Genomic DNA, 20,605 nt, shown 5'->3' with positions numbered 1-20,605 from the left:
TACTTTCTTAAGCTAAGTTGGGGTTTATATATTTTTTAATATCATTGGCCTCTGCCATATACTGACAGAGCGCTTCTAAGTCATCTTCTTGTAAGGTTTTTTGTATCTTCATAAACTTTTGTAGGTAGCCTTCTATAGCTTCCAGAAGATAAGCTTTGTTTGACTGAAAAATAGGCAGCCAGGTTTCTGGGGAACTCTTGGCTAGCCGAGCGGTTGAGGAAAATCCACTTCCGGCCATATAGAAAACATTTTCTGTACTCTTTTTTTGAAATCCCAGCGCCACTTTTGCGAGAGAAAACGCTATGATATGGGATAAATGAGAAAGATAGGCTGCGTGCTTATCATGTACATCTGAAGGCAATTCTATAAACTCTGCATTCAATTGACGGTAGAGTTTTTTTACAGTTTTTAGTGCCTCTGGCGCGCTTTCTTCTGTATTGCAAAGAACGACCGTTTTTTTATTAAAAAGCCCTGTTAAGGCTGCTTGTGGTCCTGAATATTCTGTGCCAGCTATAGGATGAGTGGCTACAAATTGATTTCTTTTGGGATGTTTTACTACCGATTGACATATTTCATGCTTCGTTGAACCGGTATCGAGTATGACAGTTTTATCATAAATAAGATGCAGCAAATCAGGGAGCATTTTTTTTATGACATTTACAGGTACGGCTAAAATGATGAGGTCGACATGTTCAATCATGTTTTTAATATCCATGACCTCGTCAATCAGCGCTCGCTGCAGGGCATATCGAATATTTTTGGAATTGTAGTCGTTTCCTATTATATGTTTAGCAAAATCGGAAATTCTTAGGTCCATTGCAATGGATCCGCCGATTAATCCAAGTCCTATAATTCCAATAGTCATGACTGCAGGAGTTGTATTTGAGCTTTTTCAAGCAATGTAGGTGGACAGCAAAGAGAAAAGCGTACGTAACCACGGCCGTTTTTACCGAATAAGCTTCCTGGGGTGATGAATACATTTTTATTATAAAGTTGTTTATCGCTCCAGCTTTTGTCTTCTTCTTTTAGAGGTAGTTTTGCCCATACGAATAATCCTGTGCTTTTTGCATCATAAGTAAGCTCCAGAGCTTTGCAGATATTCCAAATAATATTCCTTCGCTTTTGGTATTCCATATTGAGCGACTCAAACCACTCATTGGAATGTTGCAAAGCCTCTATAGCCCCTATTTGAAGGGGGAGATACATTCCTGAGTCCATCTGACTTTTTACTTTAAGTACTTCCTGAAGATATTCTTTTTTTCCTCCAAGCATGCCTTGTCGCCATCCGGCCATATTATGACTTTTGCTTAGCGACTGCAACTCTAAGGAAATCTCTTTTGCGCCTTCTATTTGAAAAACACTTAGTGGTTGTTCATTGAGAATAAAACTATAAGGATTATCATGTACCAGCAATATCTTGTGTTTTTCAGCAAAACAGACAATTTTTTCTAAATCATTTAATCTTATCGTGGCTCCAGTAGGCATGTGTGGATAATTGATCCACATCATTTTTACCGCCGATAGATTTTCTTTTTCAAGCCTTGGCAAATCCGGTATCCAATGGTTTTTCTCTGTGAGCGAGTAATAAATTACATCCGCTCCTGTAAGTCGTGTCACGGAAGTATAAGCAGGATATCCCGGATCAGGCACCAGCGCTTGATCACCTTTCTGAAGATAAGCCATGCTGATATGCATAATACCTTCTTTGGACCCCATAAGTGGAAGGATTTCTTTGTTAGTATCCAGAGATACTCGGTAGTTTTTCTTATACCAGAGAGACCAGGCTTCTCGAAGTTCTTTTATGCCAATATAACTTTGATACCTGTTCGCTTCTGCGTTCTTCGCAGCTTGCTGCATTTTCTCAATTACTTTGTGTGGAGGCAGTCCATCTGGGCTGCCTATACCCAGATTGATGATATCTTTTCCTTCAGATTTAAACTGAGCGATTTCTCTGAGCTTTTTGGAGAAATAGTATTCTCTTATGGATTGCGTTCGTATAGCTGGAGAAATTTTCATAGGCTGCGTCCATTTTTGTATTGGCCAAGTATTGAAAATTCACACATCTGCTTTTTGAATCTGAATTTTATACGTTCATAAGCGTCTCTATCTTTGATTATTAAATCTATATAAAAAGAATACTCCCAAGGTTTTTCTATAATGGGAACCGATTGTATTTTGGTCATGTTCATATTTTCTTCTGTAATAATATTTAATAACCCTGCAAGACTTCCAGTTTTATCTGGAAGATTGAACTTAAAGGAAGCTTTATCGAATTCATTTGTAATTTGTCGGAAATTTGGAGGACCGATGATGAAAAATCGTGTATAATTGTTAGGTATACTATGAATGTTTTCAGCTAAAACTTCCAGACCGTACTCTTGCGCAGCTTGTAGGGATGCTATAGCACCTACGCACGTTAAGCGTTTTTTCATGATATCATGAGCTGCTTCAGCTGTGTCTGTATATTCGGATATTTTAATGTGCGGGTATTTGTGAAGAAACTCTGCACATTGCTGTAACGCCACAGGATGTGAAAACACTTCATGTATGGTATTTATTTTTTGACCAGGAAGCGCCATTAAATGCTGTTCAATGGGCATATAAATCTCTCCTAAAACCTTAATATTATAATCAGAGAGTAAATTGTAATTAGAGAGGATACTGCCTGCTATAGAATTTTCTATAGCCATTATACCTAGCTTGACTTTATCTAAAATCAGCGCCTCTATCAATTTTTTAAAACTGCTGCACTCTAAGATTTCAAAAGGATCTTTATCAAAATACTCTAGAGCGGCAATGTGATGAAAACATCCTTTAATACCCTGGATAGCAATTTTTTTCATAAGTTAGGTTCTCAAAAATAAAAAAGCCCTTTTCACGGGGCTTATAAGTATTTTGATAAAAAATATCAAGTTAATACACAAAGCCCTTTTCACGGGGCTTATAAGTATTTCGATAAAAAATATCAAGTTAATACACAAAGCCCTTTATTCGAATTTTAAAAAAGAAAGAAATAAAATTGTTGTATATTGAATATCTTAACATTGCTTCAATCAAGCTTTGTGTAAGCAACAAAGCTAAGAATTGTTTTTCGTTCTTACAATATTTATACTACGATTGGAAAAGATATCATTCATAAGCTATCTTCTGGGATTCCCCCAGGGGAATCCCACCTTGCTTAAAATCATAACCAATTATACTCTATCAGGAGGAAAAATTAAATTTTTTGATGAATGTCATATCCATTCTTGTAAGGAAACTCAACATAGAATAGGTTTCTTCCTTAAGATAATTTGCTTTACGATGAGATATATGTGTTGGAATTCCTAGAATACGTGTCTTTACTTTATAATAATTCGCTTGAGAAAGTACTACCGCTTGTAGAGCAGCTTGCACTTTCGGATCAGGGGCATAAAATCAGCTCCCTCTCTAAGAGTTATCGACAGCGTGTAAGTCTTGCTCGAGTGCTTCTACATGAACCTGCTTTTTGATTCTCGATGAACTTAGTACGGGGCTTTATTCTTATCATTCCTTTGAAATGCATTCGATTATTCGATGTTTTGCAAAGTAAAAAACTTTGATTTTTTCTACTAATATTTTGCAGGAAGTAGAAAATATTTGTGATCGTATAATATTGCTTGATAAAGGAAGGCTGATTTTGGACGCTTTTTTAAATGAGATTCGACTATCTTATAATTCTTGTTGAAGAAGCTTTTCGAAATATTTCCACCTCTTCCGTTTCTATTTACTAGTGTCCATAGGTATAATCTTGTTTGATTTTATTTCAGTTATTTGTTGATCTTAAAACTTATTTATACTTTCCAGAAATTCCATTTTAGACTGTTTTTTTTATTTTGTACTTTGAAAATGTAGAAAGATGAGTTTTATTTAAGAAATTCAAACTCTCATTCAGCGTTTTTTTTTACTCTGGATATTTTTCCTTCCTTCGATATATCGGTATGCTCCAGATCTAAAACCTTTTTTTTAAAATGCAAATAATCTTACAGGTATGTAAATCTTCTCTTTCTCATCCAAAGGTTAAGGAGCTTTCGTTAATAATGTGGGAATCAGTAACCTTACGGCTTTTAAAGGGATCTTTTCTCTCTCCCTTTTAGTTCTGATGTAGTTAAGATCTACGATCACTTTCTCACTGAGCTAAAGGATAATTCGTCAATTAGTTCTTCTACTTGCCGAGCGATTCTTTTAGAATTAAAAGAACTAAAATCATTTTTATTTTTTTGTAAATGATTCCCTGAATTCTTTATCTGTGATCATCTTTTTTAAGCCTTTGTAAATTCGTTCTTCAGAGTTTTCTACAAGAAAAACCGTAGAGGACATCCTTTAAAAACTACCGAAGTCCTGTAATATTTGTAGAAACAATGGACCTATTTAAAATCAAAGCCTACTACATAAACCATGGTTTCATGATGGGAAGAAAGCATAAAAAGATCGGCAGCCTTTAAATAGTGAGGATTCTCTTTTAAGTTCTAAAAATTTCACAGTGCCTTCCAGATTTAATTGCTTAACTTCTAAAGTGAGTTGATTATAATTTTCCCCTTCATCCAAAATCCAGAGATGAAAGTCAAGTCTCTCTTGTTTTAATCGTCGACACACCTTAATAAATCTGTCAAAACTAATTGCATTACATAATCGTCCCATGGATACTAACTGTAAAAAATTTGTACTTTCTTCGGAATATTCTCCTGAGATTTTTGAATTATCTCATTTACATTTATACGGTTATAATTTACCTGAATCTTTTCTTCTATGCCTTTTCCGTTAAGAGTGGTTAATAATCTATCTTTAGTTCGATGAGACACCGAAATGATTTTGTCCATCTTCTTTAACCTATGCAATCTTTTATAAAATCTTTTTAAAAGACTAAAAGTCATTTCATATTTTAAATTCATATGTACCTATGCTATTTTTTTCGATTTCTGAGGACCACCTACAAGATATCTAACCAAAGTGTGAAAAAAAGAAATTTCGATACCGTATTTTATGTTCTATAATTTATACCTTGTAAAGCAAGTAATTCGAATGGCGATAAATTTTATATAAAATCTTTCAAAAGAAATGTTCCAACTTCTTGAGCGTGGATAAAATTCATCCCTGGCCATTTTTATGTAAAAAAATAGGATGGCATATATAGAGCAATTCTACTTCTTTAGGCAACTGCTGAAAATTAGAAGGAATATTTCTTCTTGCTAAAGAACAGGATCTACTTCATACTTAGAGTAATCCAGGTTATTCAATAAGTCAATAAGCCTTTTTTCTGTTCCTCCTGCTCCTAAGTGTAACGAATAGATCAAAATTTTTCTCTTCATTATAATTTAAATATATTTCTAACTTTATTTATAATATTTCAACATAGATCTGTAAAATATCAGCGTCTTGTTTTTTACTTCAATTGCGTACCGATTCCATAATTTGTCTCTTACGATAAATAATTTCATGAATACATAATAAAAAGATGAAATTGTAGTCTTTATTATATATTTACAAAGAGTATTATTAATAAATACCAATTTATAAATCGTAAATAAATCCATGCATATTAAGCAAGTAGAAATTACTTTTTTCCGAAAAATTAACTTAGTATTTGCTTGACGGCGTCAATATAGTATATTCTTGATATCTCAATTCTCTATTTTAAGATCTAATAAGTATACGTTCTATTTGGTTCCTCTTTAATTACAAACCACTTTCAACCTTCATATCAATATAAATCAAACATGATTGGTTTGATCTCTTCCTTAAGTTTTATTTTAATTGAGCTTTCCTTTTACCTAATTTATTTTAACTCTCTGAAATACCCGTCACAGAAATACAAGAAACATGATGACATTAGGGGATATGAGAGGGCAAATGAGATTCCATAGCTAGGTGAGATATTTTCTCGCAAATCGTAGTTTAAATTTTCGTATTTATCTGAGAACCTCGGATTTCTTTCTTATCTGATATAGTTGCTCAGATTATCACCCCATAAGATTTTATTAATATTTATTATATCCTTAAGAGGTTTCTTCTTCTTACTAAACTTTTCTTTATCTCTAGATTATAATGAATCATTTAAGTCTTCACTTATGTTATTAATAAGGCAGGATCTTAAACAAAACTGTTAATGCCTTTAACCACCTTATAGATTCTGTGCGAGATATATCGCCATATGAAGTGCCGATAAGCTCGGGCTCTTTTAAAATTAAGTTCGCTTAAAAGAGCTTTCTTTTAATTGTTTGAAAAAAATAAAATCTTTCAGGAATTTGTAAGTAAAAGAAAAGGCGCTTTAACATTGATTTTGATGATCGTAGGAGGTATACGAATAGATCAGTATACTATGAATAGTGTATATTATTTAAATTTATTCTTTATTCAATTCGATTTAAATCATCAATGATATATTATTTACGATAATAATATCATAAGGTCGATAGAGATTATGCAATGTATCGATTTGATTTAAAAAGAGCTACAAAAGACGCTTCAGGATACAAAAAGGACACTTTAGCGCTTTTTATGCGGGCGGGCATATAAAAATGCGAATTTAATTTCGAAGAATTAAGACTTAAGCATACATATGCTTCCCGGATCATTTTAAAATCAACTCTTATTGATGGATTTTTATAAAATACGCCCCTCAGTCTTACAGAAAATCTATAAGTTCGCCGGAGGCATTTAAGGACCTGATGATTTTACTAGCATGGAAGAAATCATATACCGCCGCTACCAAAGGCTTCTCGATGAAGGAGCCTCTTTTCCCCAGATTATCGTTATTGATGGAGGAAAAGGTCAACTTAGCGCAACCCTGAAAAGTATGGAAATCTTGGGATTACGGAAAAAATCGCTGTATTGAGTATAGCCAAACGTTTTGAAGAGTTGTATTTCCCTGAGGATCCCGTGCCACTTTATCTCGATAAGAATTCTGAAACTTTAAAAGTAATCTAACACATGCGAGATGAGGCGCATCGTTTTGGACTTTCACATCATCGCACTCGACGCAGCCGAGAGAGTTTTGATACAGAACTCGCGCATATCCCTGGTATAGGAAAAAAACCTTAATGTTTCTTTTAAAGCACTTTAAATCAGCAAAGGTCGTTAAAGAAACCTCCGGAGAAGCACTTGAAAAGCTGATAGGCGCCCATCGCGCTACTATGCTTCAAGCATATTTTCAAGAACAGACTTCTTCTTAATAAGTTTTTACTTATCCCAGAAAAAAGTGTAATAGTTTTATAAAACTCATTTACAGTATATTATGAATAAATAATGTACAGATTTAATCTGCAAATTGCATGCAATTACTATTTCCTTTTTTTTCTATTCTTAGCAAGTTAAGAATATGGTTCAGCTTTCTGAAGTTGAGCTTTATAGTATTTGTTTATAAAAATGAATTTCTGGGACACGTGTTTTTGTGTGCGGCATACAGGAGATCTTTGCGTGCCAAATTTCACGTTTTAGTGTCTCACAAAAAGTTTTGTGGGACGAACGTATTACAAAAGACATTCTTTAAGTATATATTTTGTCTCTAAAGGTTTGGTTTACCAGATCTAGTAGGGGGATGGGCGTGCCTGATCTAAAAACTCAAAAACCTTTTGAGCTTCCACTCCACAAAAACCACATTCAAAGCTATAAGAACATATATCCATTGGCGGTAATACGCCACTTTAACGAGCCTGTTCCTACAGATCAACTTATCTTTCGTTTCACTTCGCATGACGGTAGCGGAAGTATGATCGCATCGTTTATACTTATCCGTATCGTTTGCCAAAACACCTTAAATGCATTACTTCGCATGAGCAATTTTGTACACATTAAGGCACACATTGAAGGCGCAAAACAACGCCTTGACAACGCTGACAAGGTTATGGGATTAGCGAATACCTCTGACCTACTTAAAAAAGGTGCTTAATATAAAGGTTTCAAAAGTGTTTAAAATATCGTAGATGATGCCTTTTCATACCAAATGATGAGCGACACGCAATAGATGAACACTACTAAAGGAACATTGTTCGGAGCGTAACAATGTTTTTACAGGTTAGGTTCAGGACCTAAGAAATTACAAAGACAATGAAGTCAAATTGCGGAGCATTGTAATATGTGGTACTGCATAGATAAAGATCCAAAAAACCTTAGTCCTATGTATTATATTTTATAAAATCGGAGCAGACGTTTTTCAATTTAATTAATCACAGACAACTGCCTACAATGGTGGTCGTTTTTAAAAAATCAATACAATGAAAGCATTAAAAGAAATGAACAACTTAGAATAGTCGTACTTTCTTGCAAAGATATTCTTCGACACCCTTAAGAATTGACTCCTTTATTATTCCCGTCAAAAACGGAAAATTGATACATTTCATACCTGATAATGTAGGTGACTTTTATAATTGACCTACAAATCTATAAGGTGAGAGACATACAAAAAAAAGAACCTCCTGTTACTAATTCAGGTAAATTCTGGAAAGAACCTCCTGTTACTAATTCAGGTAAATTCTGGAAAGAACCTCCTGTTACTAATTCAGGTAAATTCTGGAAAGAATTGTTTTAAAAAAAATGTAATAGCAATTATGGGTAGTAATAATATAATTTAAACATCCTGTCATAGATAATAATACGCAGCTTCCGGATATGTCAGTAAAGCAACTTATAGGCTCTAGTTTTACGGTGCTGTTTCAGGAAGACAACGAACAACAAGTCCTCGAAAAATAGCAGGCAATGATTTACACGATGTCTATATCGTAGAGGAAGGTTTTGCAACGGCTAAACTGTTGCTCGAACAATACCCTATAAAAGTATTAATTTTGAGTACATATTATAATGATGAAAGCGCTACCAGATGCTAAAAATAGGTGTTTCAAACTATGTACTGAAATACGATGACCCTAATGAGATAATAACCGCCTTAAAAGCGTTAAGCAATAACGGAAAATATTTTAGTGTGGGATTAGTGGAATAGTAATGGTATATTTTAAATAGCAATTATAAATCATTTTGCTACTCTCGCAGGCGGAAATTATTGGGTTAATGGATTATTCTTCTTTCGTATTACATTACGTTTTTGAGATAATCTATTGCGAGAATATGTATGTTAGGCGCAATATGGATCATAGCGTAACCGTACAATAAAGTAGAAATTGAACAAAAATATAACAGAACCTTTTAAAATATATACAACGAGCAATTTTTCGATAGATTTACGAAAGACTTGAAACTTGTTATCAACGATTTTGATACTCGCGATTTTGTGTCCCAAATAATTCGAAAGAAGTTGATTAGATTATTAAACACGGCTTTTGGACACTCTTAAAACAAGACAATTCGGAGGTAATAGAGTTTTTTTTTTGGATTTGATTCTGTTGTAAAAAATATCAGCATTGAAAATTTTCAAATTTCAATACCCAAAGTTAAAGTTGGAAATTCATTAGAGTTCAATTTTAACCTATTGAATAATAGCGATAGAAAAAACAAAATACGACTTGAATATGGAATTCGTTACCAAAAAGCGAATGGAACGTTGGCAAAAAAAAAGTTCATAAAATCAGCGATTTGAATATACTGAAAACTTTACAACAAAAAAACCAAAAACACTCTTTTCGTGTACTGAAAACAAGGAAATTTTATCTAGGGCTTCACCAAGTTGCTGTGCTAGTCAACGGAAATGAATTTGAAAAATATAATTTTGAATTGATTGAATGATAAACATTGCATACAACGAGCAGTTTTGCTTGTTGAATACGGATATTTCAGTAAAGACCGTGACCTGTTATGGCAGGTGAATAAGTCCTTGCATGCTTAATTGGGGACAGTTTCTTCACATAAAACGCTGGACTGGACAAAAACTTGCATATTGATGCGGAACGAAATAAAATCAAAATAACTTATCTGAGCAATGAGCCATTGTTTTGAACTGAAATCTAATCGCTACTGTTAAACTGAAAACTTACTTGCTTTTCATTCCAAAAACGCTGAAGATTTACCTCCGAAGGTAATGGGTGTTTATTTTCAATATGTTCAAACAAAAGCATAGCCATGCTTGGCGCCAGGAGTGTACCACGTGCACCCATGCCATTAGAAGGGTAAGACTCGGCTTTTCTGGATGACATCCAAGTAAAGGTCGTCGATCAAGTACCGTAGGTCGTAAACCTGCCTGTTGATCGATAATTGTAAATTTGCATCTCAGAAATTCCTTAAGCTTCTTTAAAAGTTATTCCCGTCCTTCTTTAGTAGGTAAAGGTGTTTTGAAATCTTGGCTGTAGGTAGCTCCCACTAGATAATGATCACCACCTTGCGGTAAGAGAAAAATTTTCGATTTTATAATATCCTTTAATTTGAGTTTTTCTGCCCTGATGTGCAATACTTCCCCTTTATTAGCTATTAGCGGAAGCTTTCTAAAATAGGGATTCCCTGTAAGCTGATGACCTTCGCAAAAAACAATTCTTCTGTATTGGAAACCTTTGTAAATAAGTGTATCCTTTTTAAAGGAAATCTTTGTATAATCAAAAGATTCTTTTATAAGCAACTTTCCCTCTTGAAGATAGGATCTGAAGTCCCCTAAACAGGGATTTTAATAAAATCCGGCCGCAATCCTTTACCTTGCCCATAGGCTCTAAAGTTTTTACGAAAGGATAAGGGTTAAGGTAAAACTCAGAAGCGAGAAAATCTTTAAGGTGCTCTAGTTTTGATTTTTGAATCCATGTATGGAGTTCGTTCTTATCATGGATCAACCGGAACAAAGGCATGTATTCTAGGTATTTACTCTTAAGCAAGAGTTCAAAGCGTGCAAAGGTGGTATTCATCTGCTTGAGATGTTCTTTGGCTCGCCATACAGGGCTAAAGCGCTTAAGCACAACGGGATTAAAAATCCCACTGGCTACTTTTGAAGCGCTCATATAGTCATTGTCGATAATCAGAAAGGATTTGCTATGCTCTAAACATTCCAGTGCGAAACAACTTCCCGAAAGACCTTGACCTACAATAAGGTAATCAATCATTCGCACAGTTTTATGAGCTGTGCGAATTTTTGTTTTTTATAAAGGAGCGGTAAATGCTCTGGCAGAATGTCTGTTTTTATTCTCCAATACGAATTGTTCATAAAATACATAGATTCTGCTAGAATAGAAATGATTTAGCAGATACATAGTAGCTACTACGATCATCAGAGATATCCACATAAAAATCATAAAGCTGGTTTCATTCATTAGATTCTGAAATACCATTGAATATAAGGTAAAGAAGTCTTATTATAAGTGAACATACTAATAAGAACATTAAATAAATATCCATTATAAGAAACCACCTCATGAGTAGTTTTCTCCAGAAATTTCCCATCCTGGGATGTATCTTCATAAAGATGGTCAAAAAGGATATCCAGAACGGTTGAAGGAATTGCATAAAAAACGTCTTCCCAAGATTAGAAGGATTTAGGAACATAATCATGGCCTTGATAATACTTAAAAAGATAAGAAGAATACTTTTTATTCGACCAATAAAGTGAAAACAAGGTATTTACACCGCATCTTTGGTCATGATCTGCTTTATAAAGCGTTAGAAAATACCCTCCAAAAAGCGGAGAGAACAAGGATCATGACTACTGCAAAGGCCGTGGCGAGATAGATAATAATCCCGAATTGATTATAAGCCCCTTCATATTCGCCAGTCCAGCTGTTTTTTCCGATAATCATCTCCTCATAAGTGGGATGTGTGGTCCGGTTTGATACATGATCCATCCCAGAGTTCCGGTGCCTAATAAAAATATAGTCCAGTTAATCAAGAAGTATCTAAAAGTTTTTTTATAGAAATTTGCGCAATCCCATAAAATAGTTGTCGCTTTCATATTCCATTTATGTTGTTTAACATAATGTATTCAAAAATACAACAAAATGTTAGTATATATATTTTTTATAAACGATAGATTAATTTTTTCAGGCTGTCATGATGGCAGTTTTTCATATTTTTGTATTCTTCGAAAATCCTTTGAAACCCGTTTATGATTTTATTTAAGAAAAAACCTATGTCAACAGATCGTCAGGGAGAAATTATTCGCGCTTTGTCTCCTGTGGAGGTTAAACGCAAACTCTATCTAGAGAGTTATGGGTGTCAGATGAATTTTTCTGATAGTGAAATTGTCGCTTCTATTTTGGCTGACGAGGGTTTCGGGCCCACCTCAGATCCGGCTCAGGCGGATCTTATTTTACTCAATACCTGCTCGATAAGGGAAAAAGCCGAGCAGACCATTCGCAAACGTTTAATTCAGTTTCGCTGGATTAAGAAAAAAAAATCCGGTCTTATGATAGGTATTTTAGGATGCATGGCCGAGCGCCTTAAATCTCAGTGGCTCGAGCAAGAGAAAATAGTGGATCTAGTAGTCGGCCCTGATGCCTATCGTGATCTTCCGGACCTAATTAACAGTGTAGAAGACGGTCGAAGCGCCATTAATGTGATCCTTTCCAAAGAGGAGACTTACGCTGATATTAATCCGGTTCGTCTCGGTGGAAACGCCATTACGGCTTTTGTAACTATTATGCGAGGTTGTGATAATATGTGCACTTTTTGTGTAGTGCCTTTCACGCGTGGCAGAGAACGAAGTCGAGATCCTCACAGTATAGTACATGAATGTCAAGAGCTTTGGAAGCAAGGATATAAAGAAGTCACTTTATTAGGGCAAAATGTTGATTCCTATCTGTGGTATGGAGGTGGAATGAAAAAAGATTTTTCGAAAGCCTCCTCAATACAGCAGGCTACCGCTATTAGTTTTGCCGGCTTACTCGATTTGGTGGCTTGCACGTTGCCTGAAATGCGCATTCGATTTTCTACCTCTAATCCTTACGATATGTCCGAGAAAGTACTTAAAGTTATTGCTCGTCATTCAAATATTTGCAAATATATCCATTTACCTGTGCAGTCTGGAAGTACACGAATACTCAAAAAAATGAATCGTCGCCACACTCGCGAACAATATATGGAACTTATTGACAAAGTGCGTCAGCTTATACCCAATTGTGCTATATCTTATGATATGATCGCGGGTTTTTGCGGCGAGACTCAAGAAAATCACCTGCAAACACTTAGTTTAATGGAATATGTGCGTTATGATTTCGGCTATATGTTTGCTTATTCGGTAAGGCCTGGAACTCCCGCAGAAAGACAATTAGTGGATGATGTGCCCGAGAGTGAAAAGAAAAGACGTCTTCAAGAGATCGTTTCCTTACAACAGCGACATTCTTATGAGCGCATGCAGGGACATATAGGAAAAACGCAAGAAGTTCTTATAGAAGGAGTATCTAAGAAAAATTCTGAATATTGGTATGGAAGAAACTCGCAAAATGCTGTAGTAGTTTTTCCCAAGGAATCTTATAAAATGGGAGACCTAGTAAAGGTGTATATGGACCGTTGTACCTCCGCTACGCTTATCGGAAAAGCTGTTTCAATTTAAAAACCATGGAAAGTATTCAAAGCATTAAGCAGCGTTTTAGAATTATTGGTAATGATCCAATGCTGAATCGAGCTTTAGAAAAGTCTATACAGGTGTCGCCTACGGATATTTCGGTGCTTGTTATTGGTGAGAGTGGCGTAGGTAAGGAATTTATTCCGAAGATCATTCATCAGCTTTCTTCACGCAAGCATCATTCTTATATCGCCGTGAATTGTGGCGCCATCCCTGAAGGTACCATCGACAGTGAGCTTTTTGGTCACGAAAAAGGTGCTTTTACCGGAGCTACAGCTTTGCGCAAAGGCTATTTTGAGGTTGCAGATAAAGGGACGATATTCCTCGATGAGGTAGGCGAATTGCCCTTAACTACTCAGGTTCGGCTTTTACGTGTTTTGGAATCAGGCGAATTTTTAAAGGTGGGTTCCTCACAAATTCAGAAAACAGATGTTCGAATCGTCGCTGCCACTAACGTTAATATGCTCGCAGCGATTAAAAAGACTCGTTTTCGCGAGGATCTTTATTATCGACTTAATACCATTCAAATTGATTTGCCTTCTCTGCGTGCAAGGCGAGGTGATATCGCACTTCTCTTTAGAAAATTTTCTCAGGACTTTGCGGAAAAGTACCATATGCCTGTAATAAGATTGAGCGCTGAGGCCATGTCCTATATAGAAAATTACCCGTGGCCGGGAAATATTCGACAGCTAAGGAATTTTGCCGAGCAGCTTTCCGTAGTGGAAACTAACAGGGAGATTTCAGTTGAAAAAATTAAAGAATATCTCCCCGAACATGTTCCATTGCTTTCATCTGCTATTTCCTCAGAGATTCCTCGGCAAGATTTTGGCAACGAACGGGATCTGCTCTACAAGGTTTTGTTTGATATGCGCAAGGATTTGAACGACTTGAAATCATTAACCCTTGAACTCATGCGTACCCATCCAGGAGATACCCATCGCTTTGAACAGGACCATCCAAAATTGGTGAAAAAAGTCTTTGGCGATATACCTGCACGTAGTGTTGAACCTTTAGATTCCGAACCACTCTACCGCATTGAAGATACCCATGAATTTAATCTTTTGGAAGAAGAATTTGACTATGAAGAGATTCATGAAGAACAAGAGCAACGTCTGATTTCTGAATCTCTCTCCTTACAAGAAAAGGAGATTGAATTTATTCGAAAAGCTTTAAAACGCAACGAGGGAAGGCGTAAAATGGCTGCTCATGAATTAGGTATATCCGAGCGCACCCTTTACAGAAAAATCAAACAGTATGGACTTTAAGTGTATTTTACATAGACTTTCGATTTTTTCTCTGATACTTTTATCAAGTTGTTACAATTTTTCAGGAGGCGCTTCTTCTTTAAATTCAGAGGTAAAAACTATACAGATTAACCCGGTGAAAGACAATTCATGTTTTCCTGGAACAGGGTTAGCGCCTAAATTTATGGATGAATTGAGAAACATTTTTAACAGCCGCACAAATCTAAAGTCCTTAGAAAATGCGGGAGATATCGTACTTGAAGGGGAATTTCTTAAATATAACGAGATTCCTGTAAATATTGAAGTTGGTAAAGCGCAGAAAACACGTCTTACGATAAAGATTCGATTATGTTATACCAATAACAAAGAGATTAAGCGATCTTTTGAGCAAGATTTTGAAGCTCATGGGGAATATTCAGCAAATGAAACGCTTTTTTCCGTTGCGGTTCAAGATAGATTGATACCCATGCTTGTGGAGCAAATTGTTGATAAGGTTTATAACAAAGTAGCTAACGATTGGTGATGAAAAAAAAGAGACAGAACGACTGGATTTTCTCATCCGCAGACTTTTTCAGGGAGAGGTCAAAGACCTACGATTTTGCAGCGAGCTTTGAAAATTTCCTTATTTTCAACCCTTACGGATGCTTTACCTGAAGATTCTTCACAAAAGCGATGCCCGATTTTTCGGAACAACTAAAAATAACTACTCTCTATTCTGCAGATTGAAGTCTTTTGTTTAATTATATCACTCGTGAGTGATATAAAGACACTTACCACTGATATATCTTCCAGAACTCAGGAAAAAACCCGTAGCGATGAAAAATATTTCGAAAAATCGTTATGCTTTTCATCAATGGCTTGCATTAGGAAAACACTTTGCCTCTGCAGAAACAGCTTTTGAAAATGGAAATAAAAAATTTAAAACTATAGAACGATTTCTTCGAAACTATAGTGGATCTGTTTTTAATTGAAAGGATCATGCTTTAATCTCTAAAACTCATTTTAATTTTCATTGGGTTAATGAGGATGATTTGATGGATGAAACCTTGGCGCGACTCTATATAGATCAGAAAAAATATACCAAGACTTTAAAAGAATATAAGGTATTAATTTTGAAATATCCTGAAAAAAGTGGTTTCTTTGCCGATAAGATTCGTTCTTTAGAGGATAAAATTGATAAAAATTGAATTCATGGGAATGTACGTATTATTAGCTGTATTTCTTATTGTAATTTCACTCCTGCTCTTGGCAGTCATTATGATTCAAAATCCTAAAGGAGGGGGTCTTTCGCAAACTTTTGGGGACCAGGGATCGCAAATGTTTGGTGTACAGCGTACCAGCGATTTTCTTGAAAAAGCCACCTGGACGCTTTCTTTCCTTTTATTTATTTTGATTTTGATATTCAATTATCTTCTTAAGTTTTAGTGCACAAATTTTTCGATATTCTGTAATGAAAAAGCTGGAGACTGATCTTCGGCTTTTTGCTTTTTATGCCAAATTGTCTTTTTACTGAAGTAATTTTGTCTTGTTTTACAATTTGTAAAAACCTGGCATATTTTTCGCTCTACCGTTAGAAGTCTAATAGAAAACAACTAATCAAATTACTAACTATGGCAAATGTAAAAATCAAGCCACTAGCAGACAGGGTACTAGTTCAGCCCGATGCGGCAGAAACCAAGACAGCCTCAGGAATCATTATCCCTGATACGGCTAAAGAAAAACCTCAACAAGGCACAGTAATAGCTCTCGGGGCAGGTAAGAAAGACGAACCCATGACTGTAAAAGTCGGAGATAAAGTATTGTACGGAAAATATTCAGGAACAGAGATGAAGCATGAAGGAGAAGACTATCTGATCATGCGCGAATCTGACATATTAGCAATTATCTAAGAAAAAATAAAAATTATAAAAATTATGGCAAAGGACATCAAATTTGATATCGAAGCAAGAGATAAGTTAAAAAAAGGCGTCGATGCCCTTGCGAACGCTGTTCGAGTTACTCTCGGGCCCAAAGGGCGCAATGTGGTATTGCAAAAATCTTTCGGCGCTCCACATGTCACCAAAGATGGCGTTTCCGTAGCTAAGGAAATCGAGCTGGAAGATCCTATTGAGAATGTTGGCGCGCAAATGGTAAAAGAGGTCGCCTCTAAGACCAATGATGTGGCCGGAGACGGTACCACCACAGCTACCGTATTAGCTCAGGCGGTTGTCCGTGAAGGACTTAAAAACGTAGCTGCGGGCGCTAATCCTATGGACCTCAAAAGAGGAATAGACAAGGCCGTTGAGAATATCGTTTCAGATCTTAAGAAACAATCTCAGCAGGTAGAGGTGGGCAGCCAGAAGATTGAGCAAGTCGCTTCCATATCTGCTAATAATGATAAGATAACCGGTACACTTATCGCCGAAGCCTTCGGAAAAGTAGGTAAAGAGGGTGTTATCACTGTTGAAGAGGCTAAAGGTACGGAGACTTACGTAGATGTAGTGGAGGGTATGCAGTTTGATCGCGGTTATCAATCACCTTATTTTGTGACTAACACTGAAAAGATGATCGCTGAGCTAGATAATCCTTACATCTTACTCTGCGACAAAAAGATTTCCGTGATGAAAGATTTGCTTGCGGTGCTAGAGCCTGTTGCGCAATCTGGCAAGCCTTTATTGATCATCGCTGAAGAAGTGGATGGAGAAGCTTTGGCTACTTTGGTAGTAAATAAAATTCGCGGCGCCTTGAAGGTAGCAGCCGTAAAAGCTCCAGGATTTGGAGACAGAAGGAAAGCTATGTTGGAAGATATTGCTATCCTTACAGGGGGTACGGTAATTTCTGAAGAAACCGGTACAAAATTAGAGGACGCTAAGATTGACATATTGGGGCGTGCTGAAAGAGTAAGTATCGATAAGGACAATACTACTATTGTTAATGGATCGGGAGATAAAAAATCTATCGAAGCACGTGTTCATCAAATCAAGTCTCAAATTGACAACACTACTTCAGATTATGATAAAGAGAAGCTTCAAGAGCGTTTAGCTAAACTAGCTGGAGGTGTAGCTGTACTTTACGTAGGAGCTGCCTCTGAGGTAGAAATGAAAGAGAAAAAAGATCGTGTGGATGACGCTTTGCATGCTACACGCGCTGCTGTTGAAGAAGGTATAGTCGCCGGAGGGGGCGTTGCATTAGTACGTAGTATTAATGCGTTGGAAAACCTCAAAGGAGATAACCCTGATCAAGATACCGGCATACAGATTGTCAGAAGATCCCTCGAGGAGCCATTGCGTCAAATCGTAGCTAATGCTGGTGGAGAAGGCTCTGTGATCGTATCAAAAGTAGCCGAAGGTAAAGATGACTTTGGATATGATGCTAAAGAGGACGAATATAAAAATATGATCGCCGCTGGTATTATTGATCCGACTAAAGTTGCTCGTGTGGCTTTAGAGAATGCCGCCTCAGTGGCAGGTATGCTACTTACCACCGAGTGTGTCGTTACCGAAATCAAAAAAGATGAGCCTGCTATGCCTCCGATGCCCGGAGGTGGAATGGGAGGTATGATGTAATGTTTTCTAAATATGAATCATTTCTTTGAGGCCCGTAGCGTTAAGTGCTATGGGCTTTTATATACCCATATATTTTATATATAAACATTAATTACTAAATCTTAAGAATTCAAAAAAAACTTTTTATTTATTTGAAATGTCTTTCTCCCGGGATTTTATCATGTAGAACCTCACATTGTAATTCTTCTTAGCTCTGTATTGTTTCATAACACTCAAATTAAAAAATTCATTTTTTTCTTGAGCTTTCATATTATCAAAACTGTCAACATATTTGTTGTTCAGTGCTTGATTTGTTATGGCTAGTGTTTATTTCCTTATTTTGGGTATATAAAATTCTTCTCACCTATCTCCTTAGGTTTTTTTAACGTCAGAAAGGTTAACGCTATAATTAGGATAAGAATCTTCTTATCAAGAGATATCAAAGGTTGAGATAAGAAATTTGATTAAGATCTTGATCAACTTTATAGAACCTGTGAGAAAGCTCTATAGTGAGAAATCTATTATCCAGATAATAAGCTTTCTCTAATAACGGTAAACTTGCTAAGTAACCTGTGTCTCTAAGTCGATATATGCACTTGTAGTTTCGAATATGGTACTTTTGAAGTGGAAATTCAAGGGATGTACGCCTGCACAGTGAGGCTATCTGTCAAAATAATATTGATCATTGATTGCTCAAATTTATAAATTGTTGTTTTTAGTTTCTTCTGAATAAATTGAATAGAGTTTACAAATGATTCACCTACATAACGCGCCTCTTTCGACTTTGCCGGCGACACCTTATTTGAGCATGTTTCTTACCGTATTAATTACGGAGATCGTATCGGGTTGGTTGGTAAAAATGGAGCAGGAAAGTCTACTATGTTAAAAATCCTTTCCGGGGAACTCTCTCTTAAAAAGGGACAAATTTCTCGTGAAGGAGAAATTAATGTGGGTTTTTTGAGACAGGACATCGATTTTAAAAAGGATCGTACCGTATGGCAGGAGGCCGAAAGCGTCTTTGAGAGAATAAAAACTATAGAGAAGTCTTTGCAAGAGATCAATGAAATTCTTAGCGAGCGTACTGATTATGAAAGCAAAGCTTATCAAAAAATCATAGAAGAATTTTCTGAACTTACCAAGCAGTATCACCTCCTCGGAGGATATACTATTGCTGAGAATATCGAGAAAATATTATTGGGATTGGGTTTTTCTTCTGAAGATTTTTCGCGCTCCACCGAGTAATTCTCCGGCGGATGGCGCATGCGTATAGAACTCGCTAAGCTCTTATTGCAAAAATATGAGGTAACTATTGCTCGATGAGCCTACCAACCATCTGGATATCGACAGTATTTTATGGCTGGAGGATTTTTCAAAAAATTATCCAGGTGCTATAGTTTTAGTTTCTCACGATAAGCAGTTTCTTAATCAAGTCACCAACCGTATTATAGAAATTATTCATGGAGGAATAGAGGACTATAAATGTTTCTATTCACAGTATCTAGAATTTCGTCAAGAGCGTCATGAAAAACTCTTGCAATCAAAAAAGAATCAAGAAAAGCATATTAAGTATACAGAGGAGTTGATCGAAAAATTTCGTTATAAGCCCCTTCAAAGGCTGCTTTTGCTTAGAGTCTGATCAAGCGCTTAGAGAAAATGGATCGTATTGAAGCTCAAGATATTCATCATAAGTTGATGAACATTCGCTTTAATTCTTTTCTAAATCCTGGAAAGTTGGTAATTGAAATTAAAAAGGTTTCCAAATCGTTTGGCACAAGGACTATCTTTTCTAATGTGAGTTTCACTGTGGAAAGGGGTGAAAAAATAGCTTTTGTCGGACAAAACAGGCAAGGTAAATCTACCTTAGCAAAAATTATCGTTCGGGAGCTTCCTCATCTCGGTGAGGTATAATTGGGACATAATGTAAAACTGGGATATTTTTCTCAAAATCAGTCGGATATTTTAGAAGCTAATAAAACCGTTTTGGAAGAGCTTGAGGAAGCTGCTACGGAAGAAACGCGCAAGTGGACCAGGGATTTTTTAGGTGCTTTTTTATTTAGTGGTGATCAAGTGTAAAAGAAAGTTAAGATGTTATCAGGCGGTGATCGCAGCCGTTTGGCTCTTTGCAAATTGTTATTTCAGCCCTTTAATGTGTTTATCATGGACGAACCGACTAATCACTTAGATATGCTTTCAAAAGAGGTGCTGAAAAAGGCTTTGATAAATTATGAAGGCACGCTGATCCTTGTTTCCCATGACCGTGATTTTTTACAAGGCCTTATATCTAAGGTGTACGAATTCCGCGAAAGGAAAGTCAATGAGTTTTTAGGAGGCATCCAGGAGTATCTTCAGATGAGAAAAGCGAAAAATTTCCGTCAAATCGAAAAAGTCACTCCTGT

Annotated in this window: 26 protein-coding genes and 2 pseudogenes; 19 read left to right on the top strand and 9 right to left on the bottom strand. The window is 36.1% G+C overall.

Annotated features, from left to right (window positions below; translation table 11 throughout):
- Positions 1–7 precede the first annotated feature (7 nt).
- From CS842_RS04400 to CS842_RS04390, 3 genes are read right to left on the bottom strand one after another with little or no spacing between them, the layout of a single operon-like run.
- Positions 8–865, bottom strand: a complete 858-nt coding sequence (locus CS842_RS04400; protein ID WP_103327653.1) for a prephenate dehydrogenase — start codon at positions 863–865, stop codon at positions 8–10.
- Positions 862–2,016, bottom strand: coding sequence for a pyridoxal phosphate-dependent aminotransferase (locus tag CS842_RS04395; protein WP_103327652.1), 1,155 nt, complete (start codon positions 2,014–2,016; stop codon positions 862–864). Before CS842_RS04395 ends, CS842_RS04400 begins: the two co-directional genes overlap by 4 nt.
- Complete coding sequence (locus CS842_RS04390; protein WP_103327651.1) at positions 2,013–2,843, bottom strand: prephenate dehydratase; 831 nt, start codon at positions 2,841–2,843, stop codon at positions 2,013–2,015. The genes CS842_RS04395 and CS842_RS04390 overlap by 4 nt, the downstream gene beginning before the upstream one ends.
- Positions 2,844–3,335: 492 nt before the next feature.
- Between CS842_RS04390 and CS842_RS06890 the strand changes: the two genes are divergently transcribed.
- Positions 3,336–3,491, top strand: a complete 156-nt coding sequence (locus CS842_RS06890; protein WP_195909877.1) for a hypothetical protein — start codon at positions 3,336–3,338, stop codon at positions 3,489–3,491.
- 931 nt (positions 3,492–4,422) lie between these two features.
- Here the strand turns inward: CS842_RS06890 and CS842_RS07960 are convergent.
- Positions 4,423–4,659 (bottom strand): hypothetical protein, encoded by a 237-nt coding sequence (locus tag CS842_RS07960; RefSeq protein WP_103327649.1) that lies wholly within the window; start codon positions 4,657–4,659, stop codon positions 4,423–4,425.
- Between the two features lie 5 nt (positions 4,660–4,664).
- On the bottom strand, positions 4,665–4,910 hold the full coding sequence (locus CS842_RS04375; RefSeq protein WP_103327648.1) for a hypothetical protein: 246 nt from the start codon (positions 4,908–4,910) through the stop codon (positions 4,665–4,667).
- Positions 4,911–6,700: 1,790 nt separating this feature from the next.
- Between CS842_RS04375 and CS842_RS07625 the strand changes: the two genes are divergently transcribed.
- The 6 genes and pseudogenes from CS842_RS07625 (at position 6,701) to CS842_RS08155 (ending at position 9,693) form a co-directional block, all read left to right on the top strand.
- Positions 6,701–6,853: a hypothetical protein gene (locus CS842_RS07625; protein WP_322746641.1), complete on the top strand. Its 153-nt coding sequence runs from the start codon at positions 6,701–6,703 to the stop codon at positions 6,851–6,853.
- A gap of 205 nt (positions 6,854–7,058) precedes the next feature.
- On the top strand, positions 7,059–7,190 hold the full coding sequence (locus tag CS842_RS07620; RefSeq protein WP_322746642.1) for a hypothetical protein: 132 nt from the start codon (positions 7,059–7,061) through the stop codon (positions 7,188–7,190).
- A gap of 461 nt (positions 7,191–7,651) precedes the next feature.
- A pseudogene (locus CS842_RS07215) lies at positions 7,652–8,183 on the top strand (DUF932 domain-containing protein); the annotation flags it as partial.
- Positions 8,184–8,404: 221 nt separating this feature from the next.
- Positions 8,405–8,545, top strand: coding sequence for a hypothetical protein (locus tag CS842_RS06885; RefSeq protein WP_195909876.1), 141 nt, complete (start codon positions 8,405–8,407; stop codon positions 8,543–8,545).
- Between the two features lie 819 nt (positions 8,546–9,364).
- Positions 9,365–9,547 (top strand): hypothetical protein, encoded by a 183-nt coding sequence (locus tag CS842_RS08160; protein ID WP_488192426.1) that lies wholly within the window; start codon positions 9,365–9,367, stop codon positions 9,545–9,547.
- A complete protein-coding gene (locus CS842_RS08155) occupies positions 9,544–9,693 on the top strand; it encodes a hypothetical protein (protein ID WP_488192424.1) in 150 nt (49 codons plus the stop codon). The genes CS842_RS08160 and CS842_RS08155 overlap by 4 nt, the downstream gene beginning before the upstream one ends.
- 218 nt (positions 9,694–9,911) lie before the next feature.
- Here the strand turns inward: CS842_RS08155 and CS842_RS06555 are convergent, their stop codons facing one another.
- The 4 genes from CS842_RS06555 to CS842_RS04350 form a co-directional block, all read right to left on the bottom strand.
- The gene (locus CS842_RS06555) at positions 9,912–10,100 is read right to left on the bottom strand and encodes a hypothetical protein (RefSeq protein ID WP_146037452.1); all 189 of its coding nucleotides are present in this window, start codon (positions 10,098–10,100) and stop codon (positions 9,912–9,914) included.
- A 101-nt stretch (positions 10,101–10,201) separates the two neighbouring features.
- Positions 10,202–10,516 (bottom strand): FAD-binding oxidoreductase/lyase, encoded by a 315-nt coding sequence (locus CS842_RS04360; protein ID WP_103327647.1) that lies wholly within the window; start codon positions 10,514–10,516, stop codon positions 10,202–10,204.
- Positions 10,494–10,988, bottom strand: a complete 495-nt coding sequence (locus tag CS842_RS04355) for a hypothetical protein (RefSeq protein WP_103327646.1) — start codon at positions 10,986–10,988, stop codon at positions 10,494–10,496. The genes CS842_RS04360 and CS842_RS04355 overlap by 23 nt, the downstream gene beginning before the upstream one ends.
- Before the next feature lie 543 nt (positions 10,989–11,531).
- Positions 11,532–11,723: a hypothetical protein gene (locus CS842_RS04350; RefSeq protein WP_103327645.1), complete on the bottom strand. Its 192-nt coding sequence runs from the start codon at positions 11,721–11,723 to the stop codon at positions 11,532–11,534.
- 284 nt (positions 11,724–12,007) lie between these two features.
- On the opposite strand from CS842_RS04350, the gene miaB reads away from it, so the two are divergent.
- The 12 genes and pseudogenes from miaB to CS842_RS07600 all read left to right on the top strand — a co-directional run bounded on the left by miaB (position 12,008) and on the right by CS842_RS07600 (position 20,282).
- Positions 12,008–13,429 carry a tRNA (N6-isopentenyl adenosine(37)-C2)-methylthiotransferase MiaB gene (gene miaB, locus CS842_RS04345; protein ID WP_103327644.1) on the top strand — a complete coding sequence of 474 codons (1,422 nt, stop codon included), beginning with the start codon at positions 12,008–12,010 and terminating at the stop codon, positions 13,427–13,429.
- A 5-nt stretch (positions 13,430–13,434) separates the two neighbouring features.
- Positions 13,435–14,706 (top strand): sigma 54-interacting transcriptional regulator, encoded by a 1,272-nt coding sequence (locus CS842_RS04340; protein WP_103327643.1) that lies wholly within the window; start codon positions 13,435–13,437, stop codon positions 14,704–14,706.
- A complete protein-coding gene (gene lptE, locus CS842_RS04335; protein ID WP_103327642.1) occupies positions 14,696–15,208 on the top strand; it encodes an LPS assembly lipoprotein LptE in 513 nt (170 codons plus the stop codon). Before CS842_RS04340 ends, lptE begins: the two co-directional genes overlap by 11 nt.
- Positions 15,209–15,500: 292 nt before the next feature.
- Complete coding sequence (locus CS842_RS06880) at positions 15,501–15,656, top strand: hypothetical protein (protein WP_195909875.1); 156 nt, start codon at positions 15,501–15,503, stop codon at positions 15,654–15,656.
- A 63-nt stretch (positions 15,657–15,719) separates the two neighbouring features.
- Positions 15,720–15,872 carry a hypothetical protein gene (locus tag CS842_RS06875; RefSeq protein ID WP_195909874.1) on the top strand — a complete coding sequence of 51 codons (153 nt, stop codon included), beginning with the start codon at positions 15,720–15,722 and terminating at the stop codon, positions 15,870–15,872.
- Positions 15,873–15,876: 4 nt separating this feature from the next.
- Positions 15,877–16,110, top strand: a complete 234-nt coding sequence (gene secG / locus CS842_RS04330) for a preprotein translocase subunit SecG (protein WP_103327641.1) — start codon at positions 15,877–15,879, stop codon at positions 16,108–16,110.
- Between the two features lie 185 nt (positions 16,111–16,295).
- The gene (locus tag CS842_RS04325) at positions 16,296–16,574 is read left to right on the top strand and encodes a co-chaperone GroES (protein ID WP_103327640.1); all 279 of its coding nucleotides are present in this window, start codon (positions 16,296–16,298) and stop codon (positions 16,572–16,574) included.
- A 24-nt stretch (positions 16,575–16,598) separates the two neighbouring features.
- Positions 16,599–18,230 (top strand): chaperonin GroEL, encoded by a 1,632-nt coding sequence (gene groL, locus CS842_RS04320; RefSeq protein WP_103327639.1) that lies wholly within the window; start codon positions 16,599–16,601, stop codon positions 18,228–18,230.
- Between the two features lie 795 nt (positions 18,231–19,025).
- A pseudogene (locus tag CS842_RS07615) lies at positions 19,026–19,451 on the top strand (ATP-binding cassette domain-containing protein); the annotation flags it as partial.
- 67 nt (positions 19,452–19,518) lie between these two features.
- Entirely contained in the window at positions 19,519–19,845 is a 327-nt protein-coding gene (locus CS842_RS07610; protein ID WP_322746644.1) for a hypothetical protein, read from the top strand.
- Positions 19,846–19,862: 17 nt separating this feature from the next.
- A complete protein-coding gene (locus CS842_RS07605) occupies positions 19,863–20,117 on the top strand; it encodes an ATP-binding cassette domain-containing protein (RefSeq protein ID WP_322746645.1) in 255 nt (84 codons plus the stop codon).
- On the top strand, positions 20,118–20,282 hold the full coding sequence (locus tag CS842_RS07600) for a hypothetical protein (protein ID WP_322746646.1): 165 nt from the start codon (positions 20,118–20,120) through the stop codon (positions 20,280–20,282). It abuts the gene before it with no gap.
- Positions 20,283–20,605: the final 323 nt, after the last annotated feature.

It is taken from the genome of Bacteroidetes bacterium endosymbiont of Geopemphigus sp., assembly GCF_002904345.1.
Lineage (GTDB): Bacteria > Bacteroidota > Bacteroidia > Flavobacteriales > Blattabacteriaceae > GSPS2-BC2016.
This window is presented reverse-complemented; position numbering and strand designations above follow the sequence as displayed.